Annotated in this window: 17 protein-coding genes; 6 read left to right on the forward strand and 11 right to left on the reverse strand. The window is 63.5% G+C overall.

Translation table 11 applies throughout. The annotated features are described in order from the left end of the window. Window positions 1-8: 8 nt before the first annotated feature. The 9 genes from mraY to BBF93_RS15395 form a co-directional block, all read right to left on the reverse strand. Window positions 9-1,202 carry a phospho-N-acetylmuramoyl-pentapeptide-transferase gene (gene mraY, locus BBF93_RS15355; protein WP_035600281.1) on the reverse strand — a complete coding sequence of 398 codons (1,194 nt, stop codon included), beginning with the start codon at window positions 1,200-1,202 and terminating at the stop codon, window positions 9-11. Continuing rightward, on the reverse strand, window positions 1,202-2,638 hold the full coding sequence (gene murF, locus BBF93_RS15360; RefSeq protein WP_114106510.1) for a UDP-N-acetylmuramoyl-tripeptide--D-alanyl-D-alanine ligase: 1,437 nt from the start codon (window positions 2,636-2,638) through the stop codon (window positions 1,202-1,204). The genes mraY and murF overlap by 1 nt, the downstream gene beginning before the upstream one ends. Next, on the reverse strand, window positions 2,635-4,071 hold the full coding sequence (locus tag BBF93_RS15365) for a UDP-N-acetylmuramoyl-L-alanyl-D-glutamate--2,6-diaminopimelate ligase (RefSeq protein ID WP_114106511.1): 1,437 nt from the start codon (window positions 4,069-4,071) through the stop codon (window positions 2,635-2,637). The genes murF and BBF93_RS15365 overlap by 4 nt, the downstream gene beginning before the upstream one ends. Continuing rightward, window positions 4,068-5,699 (reverse strand): penicillin-binding protein 2, encoded by a 1,632-nt coding sequence (locus tag BBF93_RS15370; RefSeq protein ID WP_035600288.1) that lies wholly within the window; start codon window positions 5,697-5,699, stop codon window positions 4,068-4,070. The genes BBF93_RS15365 and BBF93_RS15370 overlap by 4 nt, the downstream gene beginning before the upstream one ends. Then, a complete protein-coding gene (locus tag BBF93_RS15375; protein WP_051612653.1) occupies window positions 5,696-6,076 on the reverse strand; it encodes a septum formation initiator family protein in 381 nt (126 codons plus the stop codon). Before BBF93_RS15375 ends, BBF93_RS15370 begins: the two co-directional genes overlap by 4 nt. Continuing rightward, window positions 6,073-7,101: a 16S rRNA (cytosine(1402)-N(4))-methyltransferase RsmH gene (rsmH, locus tag BBF93_RS15380; RefSeq protein WP_114106512.1), complete on the reverse strand. Its 1,029-nt coding sequence runs from the start codon at window positions 7,099-7,101 to the stop codon at window positions 6,073-6,075. Before rsmH ends, BBF93_RS15375 begins: the two co-directional genes overlap by 4 nt. Next, complete coding sequence (locus tag BBF93_RS15385; protein ID WP_051612654.1) at window positions 7,101-7,595, reverse strand: division/cell wall cluster transcriptional repressor MraZ; 495 nt, start codon at window positions 7,593-7,595, stop codon at window positions 7,101-7,103. The genes rsmH and BBF93_RS15385 overlap by 1 nt, the downstream gene beginning before the upstream one ends. Before the next feature lie 412 nt (window positions 7,596-8,007). Then, window positions 8,008-8,550, reverse strand: a complete 543-nt coding sequence (locus BBF93_RS15390; RefSeq protein WP_035600291.1) for a carboxymuconolactone decarboxylase family protein — start codon at window positions 8,548-8,550, stop codon at window positions 8,008-8,010. A 126-nt stretch (window positions 8,551-8,676) separates the two neighbouring features. Continuing rightward, the gene (locus tag BBF93_RS15395; protein ID WP_035600292.1) at window positions 8,677-9,234 is read right to left on the reverse strand and encodes a peroxiredoxin; all 558 of its coding nucleotides are present in this window, start codon (window positions 9,232-9,234) and stop codon (window positions 8,677-8,679) included. A gap of 120 nt (window positions 9,235-9,354) precedes the next feature. On the opposite strand from BBF93_RS15395, the gene BBF93_RS15400 reads away from it, so the two are divergent. The 3 genes from BBF93_RS15400 to BBF93_RS15410 all read left to right on the forward strand — a co-directional run bounded on the left by BBF93_RS15400 (window position 9,355) and on the right by BBF93_RS15410 (window position 12,659). After that, window positions 9,355-10,272, forward strand: coding sequence for a hydrogen peroxide-inducible genes activator (locus tag BBF93_RS15400; protein ID WP_035600294.1), 918 nt, complete (start codon window positions 9,355-9,357; stop codon window positions 10,270-10,272). Between the two features lie 127 nt (window positions 10,273-10,399). Next, entirely contained in the window at window positions 10,400-11,590 is a 1,191-nt protein-coding gene (locus tag BBF93_RS15405; RefSeq protein ID WP_114106514.1) for an MFS transporter, read from the forward strand. Between the two features lie 85 nt (window positions 11,591-11,675). After that, entirely contained in the window at window positions 11,676-12,659 is a 984-nt protein-coding gene (locus BBF93_RS15410) for a bifunctional helix-turn-helix transcriptional regulator/GNAT family N-acetyltransferase (protein ID WP_035600297.1), read from the forward strand. 24 nt (window positions 12,660-12,683) lie between these two features. Here the strand turns inward: BBF93_RS15410 and BBF93_RS15415 are convergent, their stop codons facing one another. Further along, the gene (locus BBF93_RS15415) at window positions 12,684-14,165 is read right to left on the reverse strand and encodes a sigma-54 dependent transcriptional regulator (RefSeq protein WP_114107116.1); all 1,482 of its coding nucleotides are present in this window, start codon (window positions 14,163-14,165) and stop codon (window positions 12,684-12,686) included. Window positions 14,166-14,434: 269 nt separating this feature from the next. On the opposite strand from BBF93_RS15415, the gene BBF93_RS15420 reads away from it, so the two are divergent. Together BBF93_RS15420 and BBF93_RS15425 are read left to right on the forward strand one after the other, a co-directional pair. Continuing rightward, complete coding sequence (locus BBF93_RS15420) at window positions 14,435-15,946, forward strand: inorganic phosphate transporter (RefSeq protein ID WP_114106515.1); 1,512 nt, start codon at window positions 14,435-14,437, stop codon at window positions 15,944-15,946. A gap of 103 nt (window positions 15,947-16,049) precedes the next feature. After that, on the forward strand, window positions 16,050-18,509 hold the full coding sequence (locus BBF93_RS15425; protein WP_114106516.1) for a DUF3488 domain-containing protein: 2,460 nt from the start codon (window positions 16,050-16,052) through the stop codon (window positions 18,507-18,509). A gap of 11 nt (window positions 18,510-18,520) precedes the next feature. Here the strand turns inward: BBF93_RS15425 and BBF93_RS15430 are convergent, their stop codons facing one another. Next, window positions 18,521-18,871, reverse strand: a complete 351-nt coding sequence (locus BBF93_RS15430) for a DUF2200 domain-containing protein (protein WP_114106517.1) — start codon at window positions 18,869-18,871, stop codon at window positions 18,521-18,523. Between the two features lie 217 nt (window positions 18,872-19,088). On the opposite strand from BBF93_RS15430, the gene BBF93_RS15435 reads away from it, so the two are divergent. Then, the coding region (locus tag BBF93_RS15435) for a transposase (RefSeq protein ID WP_162786651.1) at window positions 19,089-19,261 on the forward strand (173 nt) is incomplete at its 3' end.

The raw sequence follows: 19,261 nt of genomic DNA on the forward strand, positions 1-19,261 counted from the left end.
CGCCTGCATCACCTCAGCTTCAGGGTGGCAAGGCCCATCAGGGCGAACAGGACGGAGAGAATCCAGAAGCGCACGACGACGCGCGTTTCCGGCCAATTCTTCTTCTGGAAATGGTGGTGCAGGGGCGCCATCAGGAAGATGCGCTTGCCCTCGCCCGTCAGGCGCTTGGTGATCTTGAACCAGCCAATCTGAGTCAGCACCGAAAGCGCCTCCAGCACGAACAGGCCGCCGATCACGACCAGCGCAAATTCATGTTTCGTCGCCACGGCGACCACGCCGAGCATGGCGCCCAGGCCAAGCGAGCCGGTGTCGCCCATGAAGACTTTCGCCGGATAGGCATTGAACCAGAGAAAGCCCATACCTGCCCCGATCACCGCGCCAAGGATCACGGCAAGCTCACCCGCGCCCGGCGCAAATTGGATGCCGAGATAGGAGGCGAACACGAAGTTACCGGTGAGATAGGCAATCATCGCATAGGCAGCGGCGGCAAACGTCATCGGCACAATGGCGAGGCCGTCGAGCCCGTCGGTGAAGTTCACCGCATTGGCCGCGCCGACGATGACGATCATGCCGAAGAGGATGAAGAAGCCGCCCAGCGGCAGGAAGTAGTTGTTGACGAAGGGCACCGCCACGCCGCCGGAGAAATTCGGGTCGGCCGGCTGCACAGAGGTTTTCGGCGCAAAGCCGGCAATCCATTCTGCCAGCGGATTGAGCGGCCCCCATTCGGCATGGCCGGCGGGCGTGTGCGCCCCGTGCAGGCCCATGATGATGGCGCAGGCGAGCGCCGCGATGCCGAAGCCGGCAATCAGGCGCGCCCCGGCAGACACCCCATCGGTCGATTGCTTGGTGACCTTGGCATAGTCGTCAAGGAAGCCGAGGAAGGCATAGGAAAAGGTGACGACGAGCGTGACCCAGACATAGGGGTTCTGCCAGTTGCCCCAGAGGGCAACGGCGACGATCAGGCCCACCCAGATCAGCAGGCCGCCCATGGTGGGCGTACCCTTCTTCGAGAGCTGCGCTTCCAGCGAGAGATCGCGAATCGGCTGGCCCTTGCCCTGACGCGCGCGCAGGAAGTTGATCAGCCCCTCACCGATCAGCACCGTCACCAGAAATGCCGTGACGACTGCCGCACCGGTGCGGAAGGTAATGTAATTCAGCAGGTTGAATACGCCGCTGTCCGCGGCCAGCAGTTCATACAGCATCAGCTTACCCTCGCAGCTCCTTCTGAGCCGCCATCCATCTTGCCCAATCCGGCCGGCTGGCTCCATTGGCGCAGCCGGTCCGCTATTCGTCCCATCCCGGACGCATTCGACCCTTTGATCAAGAGCACATCCCCAGCGCGCAGTGCTTTTTGCAGCTGATTCCACAACTCATCCGCGGTCGGAGCAGATATCTGCTGCAGATCCCGCGGAAGCGCCTCGGAAAGGTGTTGCATTTCAGCACCAGCCAGGAAGACGCCATCAACCCCCGCCTCAACGATCGGCCCGGCAAGGTTGCGGTGCTCCTCGGCTGAGGAATCGCCGATTTCGCGCATGTCGCCCAGCGCAGCGAGACGGCGCGCTCCTGCGCGTTGGGCCAGCCCCTTGAGGGCGGCGCGCATGCTGGCAGGGTTGGCGTTGTAGGCGTCATCGATCAGCGTGATTTCGCCGATTTCCGGCAGGTTCAGCGTTTCAGAAGTGCCCCGGCCCGGCGGCGGGGCATAGCCCGACAGCGCCTCGGCACATTCGGTGACGGAGAGACCGGACTGGCTGGCCGCGAGCAGGGCGGCGGCGACATTCTGCGCCCAGTGCGCGCCGACAGCATCCAGCGTCACACTCACCCGGCGACCGACGATTTCCACGTCCACGCGGCTGGTGCGGCCATCGGTTTCATAGGCCACGATGCGGGCAGTGGCATCGGGCGAGGTTCCGAACGTCTCGACATTGCCCGTGGGACAGAAACTCCGTGCCCGTTCGGAGAGATAGTCCAGAAATTTATCGTCCGCCGGCAGAATGATTGTACCGCCCGCTTCCAGGCCAGCGAAGATGTTCGCCTTTTCCTCGGCGATCCCCTCCACCGAGCCAAGCCCCTGAAGATGGGCGGCCGCAATGCAGGTCACAATGCCGGTATGCGGGCGCACCATATGGCTGCGCGGGGCAATCTCTCCGGGCGTGTTCATGCCGATCTCGAACACGGCGCGCTGGGTTTCCTCCGGCATCCGCGCGAGCGTCAGGGGCACGCCCCAGTGATTGTTGAAGCTCTTGACGTTCCAGTGGGCCGGGCCAAAGGCGCGGTAGATCTGCGCCAGCATCTCCTTCACGGATGTCTTGCCGGCAGAGCCCGTCACCGCCGTGCGATGGGCGCCGCAGCGCACGCGCGCCGCGATGCCCAGCTGCGTCAGCGCGTCCAGCACATCCTCAACCTGCACTACCGGTCCGCCCGGCATGGGCCGGGAGACAAGCGCGCCGGCAGCCCCCGCCTTGAAGGCGGCCTCCACAAAGTCATGCCCGTCGCGCTGATCCTTCAGCGCCACGAAGAGGTCGCCCTTCTGCAGGGTGCGCGTATCGATGGAGATCGAGCCTGTCACTTCAAAGGGGGCGCTGGCCGCGCCGCCGGTGACGAGTTCGATATCGCTGGAGATCCAGAGCGGGGCTGTCATCGCGCACTCGCTTTCAGGGCGGCCAGCGCCTCATCCTGGTCAGAGAAGGGCAAGACCTGCGAGCCGATAATCTGGCCCGTCTCATGCCCCTTGCCGGCGATCACCAGCGTGTCGCCTTTTTTCAGCTCACGGATCACGGTGTGGATAGCCTCGGCCCGGTCGCCAATCTCGCGGCCCCCCTTCGCACCGCCAAGGATCGAGGCGCGGATTCTGGCCGGATCTTCCGAGCGGGGATTGTCATCTGTCACGATCACATCATCGGCCTGGCGGCTGGCAATCTCACCCATGATCGGGCGTTTCTTCGCGTCCCGGTCGCCGCCACAGCCGAAGATCACCTTCAACTGTCCCGCCGTATGCGGACGGACAGCGCGCAGCAGCACATCCAGCCCGTCAGGCGTATGCGCATAGTCCACGAACACGGCAGCACCCGTCTCGGTCTTGCCGACAAATTCGAGACGGCCTTTCACGGGCTTCAGATTGGCAAGCCCCTCGGCCACGGCCGGGAATTCCATGCCGAGCGACAGGCAGAGCGCAGCGGCCGCCAGCGCGTTCAGCGTCTGGAACTCGCCGATCAGCGGCAGCTCGATCGGTTTCTGCTCCACATCTTTCCAGTAGAGGAACAGCGTCTGCCCGGTCGCTTTCGGCATCAGCTCGTCGATCCAGAGATCCTCGCCGCGCCAGCCGAATGACACCACCTGAAGCCCGGCCTTGCGCGCCGTCTCCTCGACAATCTCGCGATGATCGCTGTCCGCGTTGACGATGGCTGGAATGCCCTTGGGCGCCAGATCACGGAAAAGGCGCAGCTTGGCGCCCAGATAGGCCTCCATCGTCGGATGGTAATCCAGATGGTCCTGGGTGAGATTCAGGAAGGCGACGGCAGAGAGATCCACCCCGTCAAGACGGTGCTGCTCAAGGCCATGGCTGGAGGCCTCCATCGCGCAATGCGTCACGCCCTGGGCGGCCAGCAGTTTCATCGTTTCACTGACGGTTACCGGGTCGGGCGTCGTGTGGCCGATATCGATCTTGCCGCTCGGCCCGATGGCGCCCAGCGTGCCCATCGAGGCGGCCTTGATCCCTGCCCGGCCCCATATCTGGCGGGCAAAATCGACTGTTGAGGATTTGCCATTGGTGCCGGTGACGGCCACCACGAATTCCGGCTGCGCGCCATAGAAGCGCTTGGCCGCCAGCGCCAGCGCGCGGCGCGGCTCGTCGGCAATCACATGCGGCACGGACACCTCGCCCGCATCGCCATCCGACAGGATCGCCGCGGCGCCCTGCGCGATGGCCTGGGGCACAAACCGCCCGCCATCATGCACACTGCCCTTGAGGGCCGCAAACAGCCAGCCCGGCTGAACCTTGCGGCTGTCAGCGGTCATTCCGAGGATCTCGGTCTCGCCATTCTCAGCGAGCGGGAAAAGGTCCGAGAGGTTCAAAGTTCACTCCTGTTCTGGGAGAGGGGTCTGGGCGGCGCGGTGGCAGGCCGGAGATCCTCAAAGCGCGGATCGACCTCGAGAAGCGGCGCCACGCGCTCAATGATACGCCCGGCAACCGGCGCAGCGTTCACAGCGGCGGTCATGGTTCCGTCCTCGATGGCCTTGGGCTCATCCAGCGTCACAATCAGGGCATATTGGGGGCTGTCTGCAGGAAATACCGCAGCAAAACTCGCAACATTGCGGTCCTTGGCATAGCCGCCGGGGATCGGCTTCTCCGCCGTACCCGTCTTTCCCGCCACGCGGTATCCGGGCACCTCGGCGCGGCGCGCTGTCCCATTCACCACGCTCTGGCGCATCATCTCGGTCACCAGATGCGCCGTCTGCTGGGAGAAAAGGCGCACAGGCTCAGCCTTCGGTGCGGCCTCATCCTCCACCAGCACCGGCGCCGCCATCACCCCGTCATTCCCGAAGGCAGAAAACGCCACCAGAAACGCCATCGGCGTCACCGAGATGCCATGGCCATAGGAAACCGTCGCCGCCGTCACCTCATCCATGCGCGCGGGCACAAGCGGCGCGGCCGAGCCGGGCAGGCCGACGGGCGCGCGGCGGGTGAGGCCGGCCAGATCCAGAAACTGCTGCTGGCGCTGGGCCCCCAGCGCGTAATTCACCTGCACCGTGCCGATGTTGGAGCTTTCCGACAGGATTTTCCAAACGTCCGCCTCACGGGCAAACCAGTGCGTATCGGAGATGCGGCGTCCCTGGATCAGCAGGGGCTGGCCCACCGGGAACCGGTCTTCCGGCTTGATCGCGCCCACGTCCAGCGCGGCAGCAATCGTCAACGGCTTGAAGATCGAGCCGAGCTCATACACCGCGCTGATCGCCCGGTTGGTGCGGGAAGGGTCGTCCGCAGGCGTATCGCTCGCGCGGTTGGGATCAAATGGCGGCCAGCTTGCCATGCCGCGAATGGCGCCGGTGCGCGTATCCATCAGGATCGCGGCGCCGCCCTTCATGTCATAATCCATCGCCGCCGTGGCGAGCTCTGCCTCCAGCGCCGCCTGGGCGCCGATATCCAACGTCAGCCGGACAGGCGCCACCCCACCCTGAAGTGCGGCCTCCTGCGCCAGCTCGACCCCGGCGATCCCCTTCCCATCGACATTGGTATAGCCGAGCACCTGCCCGGCCAGCACGCCGCGCGGATAGGCCCGGCGGGCCTCTTCACGGAAATCAAGGCCCTCAAGGCCAAGCGCCGCCACCTGCTCGCGCTGGCGGGGCGTCAGCCCGCGCTTCACCCAGACGAATTTGCGTTTGGGATCAGACAGGCGAGCAGCAAGGTCGGCCTCGTTCAGGTCCGGCAGCACACGGACAAGCTGCCCGGCGACATCCGCGCCATCCCAGATCAGGCTCGGATTGGCCCAGAGCGACCAGGAGACAACCGACGTGGCCAGCAATTCGCCGTTCCGGTCCACAATGTCCGCACGCTGCTGAAGCGCTGCCGTCATCGGCCGGGCCGCTGCATTGGACGGCGCGTCCGACAGGGCCAGATAACCGCCCCGGCCCGCCATCAGCACGAAGAGCAGGCCGATGGCCAGCCCGGCGAGCCGTGTACGATGCCGGGAGGCTTCGCTCATCTGGGCGCCTCCGCAGCCTTGCCGGCATCTTCATCCGTGTCCGCCGTGTCAGCGGCCTCACTGGATACCGACATGACCTGCAGCGTGGTCACCGGCGGGCCGACCACTTCATCAAGGTCGCCCTCATTGGCCATCTGGCCGGGCTTGGGCGGGGCCATGCCCAGCTCCTTGCGGGCATATTCCTCAATCCAGTCCCGCCGGCTCATATGGGCGAGCTCGGTTTCCAGAAGCGCCTTTTCGCGTTGGGCTTCCTCGATCTGCGCTTCCACCGCCATCAGTTCGGCGGCGGTGTCCTTGGCGCCATATTTGGCCCGGTAGAGGCTGAAGATCAGCAACCCGGCAACCAGAAGACCAAAGAAAAATACCTTGCGGCTCATCGCGACTTCTCCAGCTCCGCGAGCGGCGGCAAGTTCATACCGTCGCTCGCCTCATCCTGGGCCGCGTCCGCGTTGGTGCGGATCGCCGCCCGCAACTTTGCAGACCGTGCGCGTGGATTGGTTTCCACTTCCTTTTCAGACGGCTGCACCGCCTTGTTTTCCTGCAGTTCAAAGGCCGGCTGCGGCCCCTTGGAGAGCAGCGGCATGTGGCGCGAGCCAGACGGCACAGCGCCCGCTTTCTGCTTCATCCACTGCTTCACCAGCCGGTCTTCCAGCGAATGGAAGGTGACAACCACCAGCCGCCCGCCCGGCTTGAGGATATGCTCGGCCGCGCGCAGGCCGCGCGCCAGCTCGCCCAGCTCGTCGTTCACATACATCCGAATCGCCTGGAAGGTCAGCGTGGCGGGGTGAACCCGCGCGCCGCGCCGCCCGCCGACCGCGTCTTCAACCACAGAGGCGAGATCCGCCGTCGTCTCGAACGGCACCTCCGCCCGGCGCTGCACCAGAACACGGGCAATCCGGCGGGCGTTTTTCTCTTCGCCCAGACGGAAAATCACATCCGCCAGGCCCTTTTCGCTCATTCTGTTGACCACATCGGCCGCAGACGGACCGCTTCCGCCCATGCGCATGTCCAGCGGGCCATCCTTCATGAAGGAAAAACCGCGCTCGGCCTGGTCGATCTGAAAACTGGAAACCCCGATATCGAGCACAACGCCGTCCACGGCAGAATGGCCCGCCTGCTCAGCCAGGGTGTCGAGATCGCCGAAGCAGCCGAGCAGGGGCACGAGGCGGGGATTGACCTCCGCCATCTTCTCGGCCCGGACAATCGCGTCGAGATCGCGGTCAATGCCGAGTACGGTGCAACGCGCCGCCTGCAGGATGGCAGTGGTGTAGCCGCCACCGCCGAAGGTGCCGTCAATGATGACATCGCCATCGGCCGGGGCGAGGGCGGTCAGCACTTCGGCCAGCATCACCGGCAGATGGCCGGGCTCAGCGGGCGTGCGGGGCGTGGCGCGTGTCGACATCAGCCCGCCTCCCCACGTCCGGCCGCGGCCCGGCGCTGGCGCACCTTATTATAGGCCGACGCAAAGGCATCGAGCGTTTCAGGCGCGTTGACGATCGAGCGCATCCGCATCTGATGCAGGCTGAAGCGCTCCGGGTTCCAGATGCGGAAACTGTCCATCTGGCCGGAAAACTTGATCTTGCCACTGAGGTCTGCCGCTTCGCAGAGATCCTCGGGCAGCTTCACCCGGCCGGTATCGTCGATCTTGAGATCGGCCGACGCGGCGATGATGCAGGTGACGATGGCTTCGCGGATAGGCGATTGCAGCGGCAGTTCGGCCAGGGTCTCGCGGTAGAGCTCCATCAGCTCCTCGCCGCCACCCTCAAGCGCGCCGGACCCATCCGGGGCCTGCCAGATGAAAACGCGATTTGACCCGCCCAATGCGGCGCGGAAAGGTGCAGGGATCGAAACCCTGCCCTTTGCGTCAATAGCGCCCTCATAGGTGGAAACAAACACCCGCCTAGCCCAATCTTATCTGCCTAAACCCCGCCATGGGTAAACCATGTGTAAATTTGGAGTATCATGGGCACGCATGGGCCTCAATGGGCACCACTGGCGAATCAGAATTTCCACATTGGACCAATTGAGGAACAAAAAGCGCTCATCATCGGAACGCTACGCAACTCTCAAATGGGCAGACATGGGAAACCCTGCAAAACCTTAGCAGAAACCGGGGCTTAGGTGCCCGTGTTGCGATGCCGCATCGCTTGCCCGCCAGAGATGCAATCGCGCAGCTTTTGCCGGTTTCCTTACCAAGAATACATGCGCGCGGCGGGGTATTGCCCACACCCGGCCCCTCCCCGCCCAAAAAGAAGCCCCCGGGCCCATAAAGGCCCAGGGGCTCCCATTCGGGATTCGCGAAGCGCGGTCAGGCAGGCTCTGCCGCCAGCGCCGCTTCCGCCGCCAGGATGCGCGCCGCAGCGTTGACCACTGCGCCGATCCGGATCGCCGCCTGGATCTGCTCGCTGGTCATGCCGTGCTTGCGCAGCTCGGCCTCATGCGCGTCGAGGCACATGCCGCAGCCATTGATCGCCGACACCGCCAGCGACCACAGCTCGAAATCGGCCTTCTCCACGCCCGGATTGCCGATCACGTTCATCCGCAGGCGGGCGGGCAGTGTGGTGTAGGTGGTGTTCGAAACCAGGTGCGTGGCGCGGTAATAGACATTGTTCATGCCCATGATGGCGCTGGCGGCCTTGGCTGCAGTCAGCGCTTCGGCCGAGAGCTTGCCGCGCGCTTCGGCTTCGATGGCGCGCAGCGTCTGGGGCTCGCCCACAGCATGAGCAGAGGCTAGGTAGCAGCCATATTTCTGCTGGTCGTTCAGGATCGTTTCGTTCGCCAGAGAACCGATATTGAGACGGATATCCTTGGCATAGTCCGGAATCAGGGTCTTCAGGGTTTCAAGCGACATCGCGCACTCCTGTCAGTCTTCGAAAATGGAAAGGCGAATAACCAGCTGGTCCCGGCCGCGCCCGCCATGGGCGGGGGGACGTGGGGGCAGGCGCAAGGCCCGGAACCAGCTGGCATTCAGTCTCGCTTAGGCGAGTTCGAGCGTCTTGCCGCCAACCGGACGGTTGCACGGGCAGAGCTCGTCCGTCTGCAGAGCGTCGAGCACGCGCAGGGTGTCCTGCGGGTTACGGCCAACGTTGAGGTTGGTGACGTAGACGTGCTGGATGACATTGTGCGGGTCGACGATGAAGGTGGCGCGGTAAGCAACGCCGGCGCCTTCTTCGCGCACGCCGAGGCCATCGACGAGCGAGCCGTTGGTGTCTGCGAATTGCCAGATCGGCAGTTCTTTCAGGTCGCCATGTTCACGGCGCCAGGCGAGCTTCACGAACTCGTTGTCGGTCGAGCCGCCGAGCACAACCGCATCGCGGTCAGCAAATTCCGGGGCAAGACGCGCGAATTCGGCGATCTCGGTCGGGCAGACGAAGGTGAAGTCCTTCGGGTAGAAGAAGATGACTTTCCAGAGGCCGGGGAAGCTGTCCTGGGTCAGCGGCTCGAAAGCGCTTTCGCCATTCTGTTCGTGTTGCATGAATTTCGGTTTCACGCCGGTGATCTGGAAGTCAGGCAGTTTCTGGCCGATGCCAAGCATAGGGAGGTCTCCTCAAACGGTTTGCTGGCCTGCTTCGGTGGCTGCAGGCAGCTCCCGAATTGGTGCAGTGCACGCAATAAAGAAAATTGATAATTCCGATTTATCGTATAGATTATCCCTATGATCCTTCCGACGCTCCGCCAGCTTCAATTCCTCGTCGCCCTGGGTGAAACGGGCTCTTTCTCCCGTGCTGCCGAGGCTTGTCACGTCACCCAGCCCACCCTTTCGGCGGGCATAAAGGAGCTGGAAGATCTCTTCGGGGTTGCCCTGGCCGAGCGGGAATCCCGCGGTGCCACATTGACGCATGCCGGGGAAATAGCCGTCGCGCGCGCTTCTGCCCTGCTGGCGGACGCCCACGCCCTCGTCCAGGCGGTCACCAGCGCCGGCGCCCTCTTCTCCGGCCCGTTCCATCTGGGCGCCATTCCCACCATCGCGCCCTTCGTGCTGCCCCAGATCGTCGGCCAGCTCACCCGGCGCTATCCCGACCTCAAACTCTACCTCACCGAAGACCGCACCCATCGCCTGATCGACCAGCTGCGCGCCCGGACGCTCGACGCCGCCTTCATCGCGCTGCCCTGGGAAGCGCCCGGTATCGAGGTGATGACCCTGTTCGACGACGAGTTCCTGCTCGCCGCTCCGGCCAGCCACCCGCTCAGCCGGAAGAACGGCCTCTCTCCGGAAGACCTTCAGGGCGAAGACGTGCTGCTGCTGGAAGATGGCCACTGCCTGCGCGACCATGCTGTCTCGGTCTGCCGCCTGAAGGCCGGCGCCGGGCGCGAGCAGGTCGCCGCCACCTCGCTCGGCACGCTGGTCAACATGGTCGCCGGCGGTCTTGGTGTCTCGCTGATCCCGCGCCTGGCTGCGGATAACGGCCTCACCCTCGGCCCGGATGTCGCCGTGCGCTCCTTCGTCAACCCGATCATCGGCCGCCAGGTCGGCATTGCCTGGAAGTCCGGCAGCCCGCGCGAAGCCGAAGCCCGCAAGCTCGGCGAACTGGTACGCGAACGCCTGCGGCCCGATGGCAGCGCCATGACCTGAAAAGTCTTGAGCCGGGCCCCTACCGCACACTCACCAAGCAGAGTATCAGCGGAAAATCGGGGCTTCGGACAAGGGACTTTGCATAAGCCATGAGGGGGCACGCAGCAGGGGTCAGCGGTAAGCCATCATGGGCCTGAGCGCATCCTGGCGCGCCGCCCTGGCGGCGGGCGCTGTCAACCTCGTTCTCGGCGCAAACCTGCCCTACCTGCCGGTCTGGATGGAGCGCGCCGCCGGCATGTCCGGCGCCGAGATTGCCGGCGCCAGCACGCTTGCCATCCTCATCCGCATCTTCGCCGGCCCGCTGACGGCCGGAATCGCCCAGGATCACGGTCTGCGCGGCACGCTGGCCGCCGTCATGGCAATCGCGCTGGGCGGGTATGTGCTGCTCTTTCCGGATACGCCGCGCGCGGTCGATTTCTTTCTCTGCGTCGTGATTTACAGCGCCATGAATGTGATGGGCCCGCTGTTTGAAGCGGTCCTGGTCTTCGGCACCCGCAATGGCCGGCCCGATTATGGCGAAGGCCGCGCCATCGCCTCGGCCGCCTTTGTCATTGCCAATCTCGCCGGCGGCGCCATCCTCGGCGCTTGGGGGCCGGACTGGGTTCTGGTCTATCTGATCGCCGCCTGCGTCGTCGCCGCCATCGCGCCCCTTTTCACCAAGCAGGGCGCCCGCGCCGCCGTCGCCCGCCGCCCGCTGATCTCCACCTTCACCGACTCCTTCACCCTCTACCGGATACCCGGCGTGTTCGTGTACCTGCTCGCCGCCGCCCTGATCCAGGCAAGCCATGGGGCGTACTATGCGTTCGCCTCCAATATCTGGATCGCGCAGGGCATCGATGGCAGCCATATCGGCGCGCTCTGGGCCATCGGCGTGGCGGCGGAAATCCTGCTGCTGCTGGTCTCCCGCCAGCTTCTGATGAACATGAACTACTACACCATGCTCTGGATCGGCGGCCTCGGCGCCCTCATCCGCTGGACCGCCGCTGGCTTCGTCCTGCCGGTGGAAGCGGTCTATGTGTTCCAGACGCTGCACGCCGCGAGCTTCGCCATGACGCATATCGGAACGATGCGTTTCCTTCAGGCCGCCCTGCCGGATGACAAGCTCTCGCTCGCCTATTCGGCCAATGGCGCGCTGATCTTCGGCCCGGCGATGGCCGTCACCGGCCTCGCCGCCGGCCTCGCCTATGACGCCCTCGCGCCGGGCGGCATCGAGGCGCAGACGAAACTCTACTGGCTGATGGTCGTCATCATCCTCGCCGGCCTCGCCCTCACCTGGCGCGCCACCCGCCAGCCGATCCACCCTGTTTCTCAACCCTGACATCCCTGTAGCGCCCGCACGCGCGCCCGCTTGACACGCCCATTATATAACGGGTTATATAACTCATGATTTGAAGGAGGCCCTGATGGCCAGAGACGTTCTTGCAGAGATGGGCTACCTCGCCCTCGGCAGCCGGTTGAAGCGCCTGGCCGAGAAGATGCAGGCCGACGCCACCAAAGTGTTTGCTGATCGCGGCCTGCCCATTCAGGGCACGCATTTTCCCTTGCTCGCCGCGCTCACAACCTATGGCCCGATGAGCGTCACCGAAGCCGTCGAAGCCGTCGGCATCAGCCAGCCGGCCGTGACCCGCATCCACAACGCCCTGCAGAAAATCGGCATCACCACGACCAGCCGCGTGAAGGGCGACAACCGCCAGAAGCTAATCCGCCTCACGCCCGAGGGCGAATCCCTGCTGGAAGAGTTGAAAGCCGATCTCTGGCCGCAGGTGCGCCGCGCCGCGCAGGGGCTCTGTGAAGGCGAAGAAACCGGCTTCCTCTCCTGGATCGCCCGGCTGGAAGGCGCGCTTCAGCAACGCTCCCTGCACGACCGTATCCGCGACGAGGGCGCCAGCAGCCGCCCGGCTTTGCGGCTGGTCGAGTTTGATGACCGCCTCGCGCCGGAGTTCGACGCCATCACCCGAGAATGGGTGGAAGCCATGTTCACGCTGGAAAAGAAGGACATCGAAATCATCGAAAACCCGCGCGAAAAAATTCTCGCGCCGGGCGGAGAGATCCTGTTCGTTGAGGCAGAGGGCCTCGGCATCATCGGCACCTGCGCGCTGATGCCGGTGGAGGGAAACATCTTCGAGCTGACCAAGATGGGCGTGCGCGCCTCCGCCCGCGGCCTGAAGGCAGGCGAATTCCTCCTTGACCGGACGATAGAACGGGCCCGCCAGATGCCGATTGGCGAGCTGTTCCTGCTCACTAATTCAAAATGCGCCGCCGCCATCCATCTCTATGAAAAGGCCGGCTTCGTGCATGACGCTGGCATCATGGCACGCTATGGCGCCAGCTATGCGCGGGCCAATGTGGCGATGTCCTACGATCTCTCGAAACCGCCCCGGACCTGATCCGGGCCGGCTTCAAAAGTCACATCAACCCGTTTCGCGTTCGCCGCGCACGTCGAGGTCGTATTCCCGCACCTTGCGGTAAAGCGTCGAGCGGCCAATGCCGAGACGGCGGGAGACTTCGCTCATATGGCCGTCATAGAAATCAATCGCATACTGAAGGAGATCGCGCTCGATGTCCTGCAGGCTGCGGATCTCGCCATCGGCGTCCTTGATGGCGACGGGCACATCCCCCACCATCGGCACGCTTGCCGGGCGGGCGTCATTGGCCGGCACCGGCGGGGGCTCTGATGCGCGCGCCGGCATGGCGGGCAGCATCTTCACTTCGCCCATCATGCTGGAAATCTGCGGGAAATCCTGCGGGCGCAGTTCGTCCCCGTCACACAGCACCACAGCGCGGAAGACAGAGTTTTCAAGCTGGCGCACGTTGCCCGGCCAGTCATAGGCATACAGCATCTGCAGCGTGTCTTCGCCCGCGCCGGTCACCTTGGTGCCCTCGCTGGCATTGAAGCGCGCGATGAAATGGTCAACGAGTGCCGGAATATCCTCCCGGCGCTCGCGCAGCGACGGCATGTCGATGGGGAACACGTTGAGGCGGTAGAACAGGTCTTCGCGGAACGTGCCGGCCTTCACCTGACCAGCCAGGTCGCGGTTCGTCGCCGAGATGATGCGCACGTCCACCTTGGTCGGGCGGCGCGAACCCACAGCGTCCACTTCGCCTTCCTGCAGGGCACGGAGCAGTTTCACCTGCGCGTCCAGCGGCAGCTCGCCCACCTCATCCAGGAACAGCGTGCCGCCATCGGCTTCAACGAACTTGCCGGGGGATTTGGAAACCGCCCCCGTAAACGCGCCTTTCTCATGGCCGAACAGGATCGACTCCACGAGGTTTTCCGGAATGGCGCCGCAGTTGACCGTCACGAACGGCTTGCCCGCCCGCGCACTTGCGCCCTGAATGCAGCGCGCAACCACCTCTTTACCCACACCGCTTTCGCCCAGGATCAGCATCGGAATATCCGACGCCGCACCGCGCTCTGCCATGCGGATCACGCTGCGCATCGCCGGAGCCGAGGCAATCATGTCCTCGAACTTCATGCCGCCTTCGGCCTTGCGCGAAAGGCGTTTCACTTCGCCCGTCAGGCTCTGCATCTTCAGCGCGTTGCGGATCGAGACGACCACACGTTCCGGGTTTGCCGGCTTCACAATGAAGTCCACCGCCCCACGCCGCATCGTCTGCACGATCGTGTCGATGCCGCTCGTTGCCGTCAGCATGATCACCGGCAGGTCCGGGCGCTTGGTGTTCAGCCGCTCCAGCGTCTCCATGCCCGAAAGGCCCGGCATCGTCAGATCCAGCAGCACCACATCCACGCCTTCGCGCGCGTCAGACGCCAGCTGCAGGCCCGTCTCGCCATCGGGCGCTGTGCGGCAGGCAAAGCCGGCCTTCTCGACGGCTGCCTGAAGCAGGCGGCGCTGCGTCGGATCATCATCGACCACCAGGATCGTCTTGGCCATGGTCACACCCTTTTCATCCATTGCGGCCGGCACGCCTCCCTCGGGCGCCCCGTGCCGTTTCGTTACGCCCCGTTCTGACACAGACGCATGGAGTTACGGTTTCGCCAGCCGTTTGAATTTCATCGAAATCTTCGCGGACACCGCCCGGGGGTTTTGTGACAACCGTATGACATCTGCAGTTGCACGCCGGAATCTCGGGCGGTTCGGCTTGCAAATTGCCGGCGGTTGCGGCTTCTGCGCCTCACATCGTCTCGAGCGCGGGGGCTTCAATGGTGGATGGCAAGGAACCAACGATCGTCAAGGAGACGCTCGATAAAGACCTTGCGAAGATCGGGAAAGCCGAAGCCGCCACCGCCACCCTGGCGCGCGGCCTGGTGGCTCCCGGCTTTGCCTTCCTCTTTCTCGCCGCGATCGTGCTGATCGGCGGCACGCTGTTCGGCAACCAGACCAATGGCCTGCTGATCGTCGCAGCCGCCGCCATCGGCGGCTATATGGCGCTCAATATCGGCGCCAATGATGTGGCCAACAATGTCGGCCCGGCTGTCGGCTCCAAGGCGCTGACCATGACCGGCGCCATCATCATCGCCGCCATCTGTGAAAGCGCCGGCGCCCTGCTCGCGGGCGGGGATGTCGTCTCCACCATCTCGCGCGGCATCATCGACCCCACCAATGTCGCCAACACCGAAACCTTCGTCTGGCTGATGATGGCGGCGCTGATCTCCGCCGCCCTCTGGATCAACCTCGCCACCATCCTGGGCGCGCCGGTCTCCACCACCCACTCCATCGTCGGCGGCGTCATGGGCGCAGGCATCGCGGCGGCCGGCTTCGGCGCCGTCAGCTGGCCGGTGATGGCCGGCATCGCCGCCTCCTGGGTCATCTCCCCGGTGATGGGCGGCATCATCGCGGCGGCCGTGCTCGCCTTCATCAAGATCGCCATCATCTACCGGGAAGACAAGATCGCCGCCGCCCGCCGCTGGGTGCCCGTGCTGATCGCCGTCATGGCTGGCGCCTTCGGCACCTATATGGCGCTGAAAGGCGTCAGCAAGCTGGTCAAGATTTCCCTGCCCCACTCCCTGCTGATCGGCCTCGCCATCGCGCTCGTCGCCTGGGCACTCACCCATCCGCTGATCCGCCGCCAGTCCGAAGGCATGGAAAACCGCAACCAGTCGCTGCGCCAGCTGTTCATCTGGCCGCTGATCTTTTCTGCCGCGCTCCTCTCCTTCGCCCACGGCGCCAATGATGTGGCCAACGCCATCGGCCCGCTCGCCGCCATCGTCCACGCCCTGCAGGATGGGGAGGTGTCAGACCGGGTGACCATCCCGCTCTGGGTGATGATGATCGGCGCCTCGGGCATCTCCTTCGGCCTGATGCTGTTCGGACCAAAGCTCATCCGCATGGTCGGCGACTCGATCACCAAGCTCAATCCGATGCGCGCCTATTGCGTCGCCCTGGCCGCCGCCGTCACCGTCATCATCGCCAGCTGGCTCGGCCTGCCCGTGTCCTCCACCCACATCGCCGTGGGCGCGATCTTCGGCGTCGGCTTCTTCCGCGAATGGTTCACCGCCACGTCGCAAACGCGCGTCGCCTATGTTCACATGAAATCGCCCAATGGCGCGTCCACCCAATTCTCCGGCCTCGCCCGGCGCAAATCGGCCCGCAAGCTCGTCCGCCGCCAGCACGTCACCAGCATCGCCGCCGCCTGGATCATAACCGTCCCCGCCAGCGCCACCCTCTCCGGCGCTATCTACCTGACGCTGCAACACCTCTTCAGGATTGTCTGATCCCCTCCGCCCCGCCCACCCAAAACTCTCCCCTTGCGCGAAGGTTAACAAAGCGTAAAGGTAGAAATCCAAGAGGGGTACATCGGGTGAGGAGACGCGTGACATGGGCCGCCAGGGCACAGCCGCGAGCAGGGGCAGCTATAAACAATTCCGGGCAGAATGGAGCTGGAGCGCAACGGCGATCTTCTGCGGCCTGGCGCTCGCCGCCACCGGCGCCTTCCTCCTGGCCGCGCCCTTCTTCCCAGATGTCGCCCCAGCCAATGTCCGCGCCGACTGGCTCGCCCTCGCCACCCTGATCACCGGCCTCTTCACCGCCAACATGGCGCGGATGCTTCAGATATGGGGACGGTTGGGGCCAGCCCTTTCGAAGGCACCGATTAAGCGCCGCCCGGATGATCACGCATTGGTGCACCGCGGATTCCGTGAGCTATTTTATTGGCTGATCGTTGCATTGGCGGCTCTAACGGCTGTGGCGTATCTGTCGACACTTCACTCTATCCAGCTGTGGCCGGATATCGCCTTGGTGGACTCTACGATGGCGGCAACTACTCCGCTCCCGATCATTGTGTTCCTAGGCACCCTCGCGTTAGCCTTCTTGCCGGCAGCTGGAGCGACCTACCTTTACGCCCGGACCGAACTTTCACACCGCGCCCTCCTTCCAGGCCCACCGGGCAAGCTCTTCCGAAGTGACGCAGTTTCGCCAGCCTCCTTCTGGGTCAGTTTTGCCCTCGTCGGCCTGATAGTATTGCTAGCAAACTGGGCGGCAGGGGCGCGGGACGCCGGGTCAGCGCTGTCAGGTGTTCTCACATTCTGGATCACGTTCTTTGTGATTGCCCTGTTCGTGACCTTCATTTTCGTGCCGCATATCAGCCGGTTCTTTGTCGGTCAGCAGGAGCGCCGCGCAGCCCAGGGAAAAATTCTGGCGGGAGGCGCGCCGCCGCTCGAAGCTCCGGCGGTCTTCGTTAGCTGGCTGGATTCAGGCTTGGTGCGCCTCGTCGCGCCACTTAGTGGCGCGACCCAAAAGGGGCTTCCACACCTGCTGGTTATCTTCATTTTACTGCCGCTGACTGCTCTTGGTTTTGTCCTTGCCGCCCCCTGGGGGCTCGTGCCGATTGCCATCGGAATGTTGCTGGTGGCAGCCTTGGGCAGGCGCTGGGCGTGGATTGAAGAAGATCGTGAAACCGCCTCCCGGCTCCTGAAAACGGATGCACGCGAAATCCAGATCGGTTTTGACAATGATCTGAAGGATGAAGCCCTTTTGGGTTACGCATTCCTTTTCGTGCTCGTCCCATTGTCCCTGCACCAGCTTTGGGGATGGCAACGCGACGCCTTCGAGCCCGTGGAGGGCGCCGATGTCAGTAACGCATTCTTCGCCTGGCTAAGCTTCTTCGGAGCCGAACTTGCGAAAGCTGTACCCTTCGTTGATTGGTGGGAAATCTATCAGGTTGATCTGAAACGCCCAATCGAGCCAAGCGAAACAAGTGCGCTTGGGAAGCACCTGACATTTCTTTCACGCGCGATGGTCGATCTTGTGATCATGGCAGCACTCTTTCAGGCAATCGGCATCTGGCAGCGCAATCGTACGCAACAAAGATTGTATGATGCAGGACAAATAGATGCATTCGATCCCTTCCTCGAAGAACAGTTCTTCAAGGAAGGCATGCAGTCCGCAGGAAGCGCATTCATACCCAGCCTCAAATTCGAGGAGAGAGTGCAAAAGCACCTTGAACGCAGATCGGTGCTTGGTTTGCCAGAAACACCTTACAATGAACGTAGACTGACGGATTTGCTGGATCACCCTGAAGAAGAAGTTCGCGCTGGCGCAGAGTGGATGGTGACAATGTTTGATGTAATCGTCGGCAAGCCAACCAGAAAGCTTGAGTTGCTGGCTGACCGCTGGGATGGAAGCTGGACGTCATCTCAAAGCGCGAACGGGAGACCCCGTCGTGACTATTTGCATACCAATGCGGAGTGGCGGCGCCTTCAGAAACCCCGGATCGAAGGGGTGCTAGAAGAACTGCTCGGTGCTGACCGCGAAACCGGACCGAAAAACCTGTCCGACATGGACATTCTCAACCTGATGCGTCTCCTGAAGCATTGCGGCGATTATGCAGAGTTCCACTATGTCAGGACCGAGATCGTCGAACTACTTGCTCAAACGACAGCCCCCCTCGCTTTCTGGGCGCTTGTTGCCCAAACATGCCCTCCACGAGACAGCAAGTTCACCCGCTGGACGTCTGAAGTTCATAAGCGGTTTGGCGTCACCGTCACTGCGGATAGCGGGGCTTACAGCCCTCCATACTTCGGCATCCAGGATGAGCGCGCCTTGTGCTATGCGGCAATAGCGGAACACGCACTGACGTATGGCGTTTCCGGCTCAATGCCGAAGGAAATCTGCGAATATCTGGACCTGATGCGCAGGATCGAGGCGAAAACCAAAGCGCGCCCCGCCGCAAAAGATGCCTACAAGAGACTAGGATGTTCCAACGAGGGCGGCTGTGATCCTTTCTGCCCGGAGGAAACAGACCTTGTTGAGATCGAAGAAGAAGAACCTGTGAACTGAACCTTTCAGCACTAGCTCCTCAAAATCTTCCCCATAGCTTTCCCCTTGGCCAACTCTTCCACGAGCTTGTCCAGGTAGCGGATTTCCCGCATCAGCGGGTCTTCGACCGCCTCCACGCGCACGCCGCAGACGACGCCGGTGATCAGCTCCCGCGCCGGGTTCATCGCCGGGGCCTCTGCGAAGAAGGTTTCGAAGTCCACCCCCGCCGCAATCTGCGCGTCCAGCTGCGCCTGGCTGTAGCCCGTCTGCCAACGGATGATCTCGTCCACCTCCGCCTGCGTGCGCCCTTTCTTTTCAGCCTTGGCGACATAGGCCGGATAGACCTTGGCAAATGCCATTGAGAAGATGCGGTGCCCGGCCATTTGTGCCTCCCTTTTGGCGGAGAACTTAACCGCGTCACGCCCGCCTGGACAGCCCAAACCAGCGCGCCGCCGCTCGCTCCGGTTGGGGCATTCCCGGAAAACTAGAAAGCGCTTGCCAACCTGAAGGAACACGATCTAGATGATCCGGTAATCCTCCCAGAAATTAATCGACTTGAAAACTGGACTTCTCCGGCGTTGATTATCGACGGAGACGAGAATGAAGAAATCGAGATTTACCGAGCCCCAGATCCTTGCGATCCTGAAACAGGGCGAGAGCGGCGTGCCTGTGCCTGATCTCTGCCGCGAGCATGGGATCAGCAACGCAACCTATTACAACTGGCGCAGCAAGTATGGCGGCATGGACGCCTCGCTGATGTCTGAGATGAAAGC

It is taken from the genome of Hyphomonas sp. CACIAM 19H1, from assembly GCF_003325995.1.
In the GTDB taxonomy this organism is placed as follows: Bacteria; Pseudomonadota; Alphaproteobacteria; order Caulobacterales; family Hyphomonadaceae; genus Hyphomonas; species Hyphomonas polymorpha.

Excerpts from the sequence above, each read along its gene's own strand:
- BBF93_RS15430 (WP_114106517.1), bottom strand. The coding sequence starts at position 18,871 with ATGGCCGGGCACCGCATCTTCTCAATGGCATTTGCCAAGGTCTATCCG.
- mraY (WP_035600281.1), bottom strand. The coding sequence starts at position 1,202 with ATGCTGTATGAACTGCTGGCCGCGGACAGCGGCGTATTCAACCTGCTG.
- BBF93_RS15390 (WP_035600291.1), bottom strand. The coding sequence starts at position 8,550 with ATGTCGCTTGAAACCCTGAAGACCCTGATTCCGGACTATGCCAAGGAT.
- BBF93_RS15415 (WP_114107116.1), bottom strand. The coding sequence starts at position 14,165 with ATGGCCAAGACGATCCTGGTGGTCGATGATGATCCGACGCAGCGCCGC.
- rsmH (WP_114106512.1), bottom strand. The coding sequence starts at position 7,101 with ATGTCGACACGCGCCACGCCCCGCACGCCCGCTGAGCCCGGCCATCTG.
- BBF93_RS15370 (WP_035600288.1), bottom strand. The coding sequence starts at position 5,699 with ATGAGCGAAGCCTCCCGGCATCGTACACGGCTCGCCGGGCTGGCCATC.
- BBF93_RS15405 (WP_114106514.1), top strand. The coding sequence starts at position 10,400 with ATGGGCCTGAGCGCATCCTGGCGCGCCGCCCTGGCGGCGGGCGCTGTC.
- BBF93_RS15375 (WP_051612653.1), bottom strand. The coding sequence starts at position 6,076 with ATGAGCCGCAAGGTATTTTTCTTTGGTCTTCTGGTTGCCGGGTTGCTG.
- BBF93_RS15425 (WP_114106516.1), top strand. The coding sequence starts at position 16,050 with ATGGGCCGCCAGGGCACAGCCGCGAGCAGGGGCAGCTATAAACAATTC.
- BBF93_RS15410 (WP_035600297.1), top strand. The coding sequence starts at position 11,676 with ATGGCCAGAGACGTTCTTGCAGAGATGGGCTACCTCGCCCTCGGCAGC.
- BBF93_RS15420 (WP_114106515.1), top strand. The coding sequence starts at position 14,435 with ATGGTGGATGGCAAGGAACCAACGATCGTCAAGGAGACGCTCGATAAA.
- BBF93_RS15395 (WP_035600292.1), bottom strand. The coding sequence starts at position 9,234 with ATGCTTGGCATCGGCCAGAAACTGCCTGACTTCCAGATCACCGGCGTG.
- BBF93_RS15400 (WP_035600294.1), top strand. The coding sequence starts at position 9,355 with ATGATCCTTCCGACGCTCCGCCAGCTTCAATTCCTCGTCGCCCTGGGT.
- murF (WP_114106510.1), bottom strand. The coding sequence starts at position 2,638 with ATGACAGCCCCGCTCTGGATCTCCAGCGATATCGAACTCGTCACCGGC.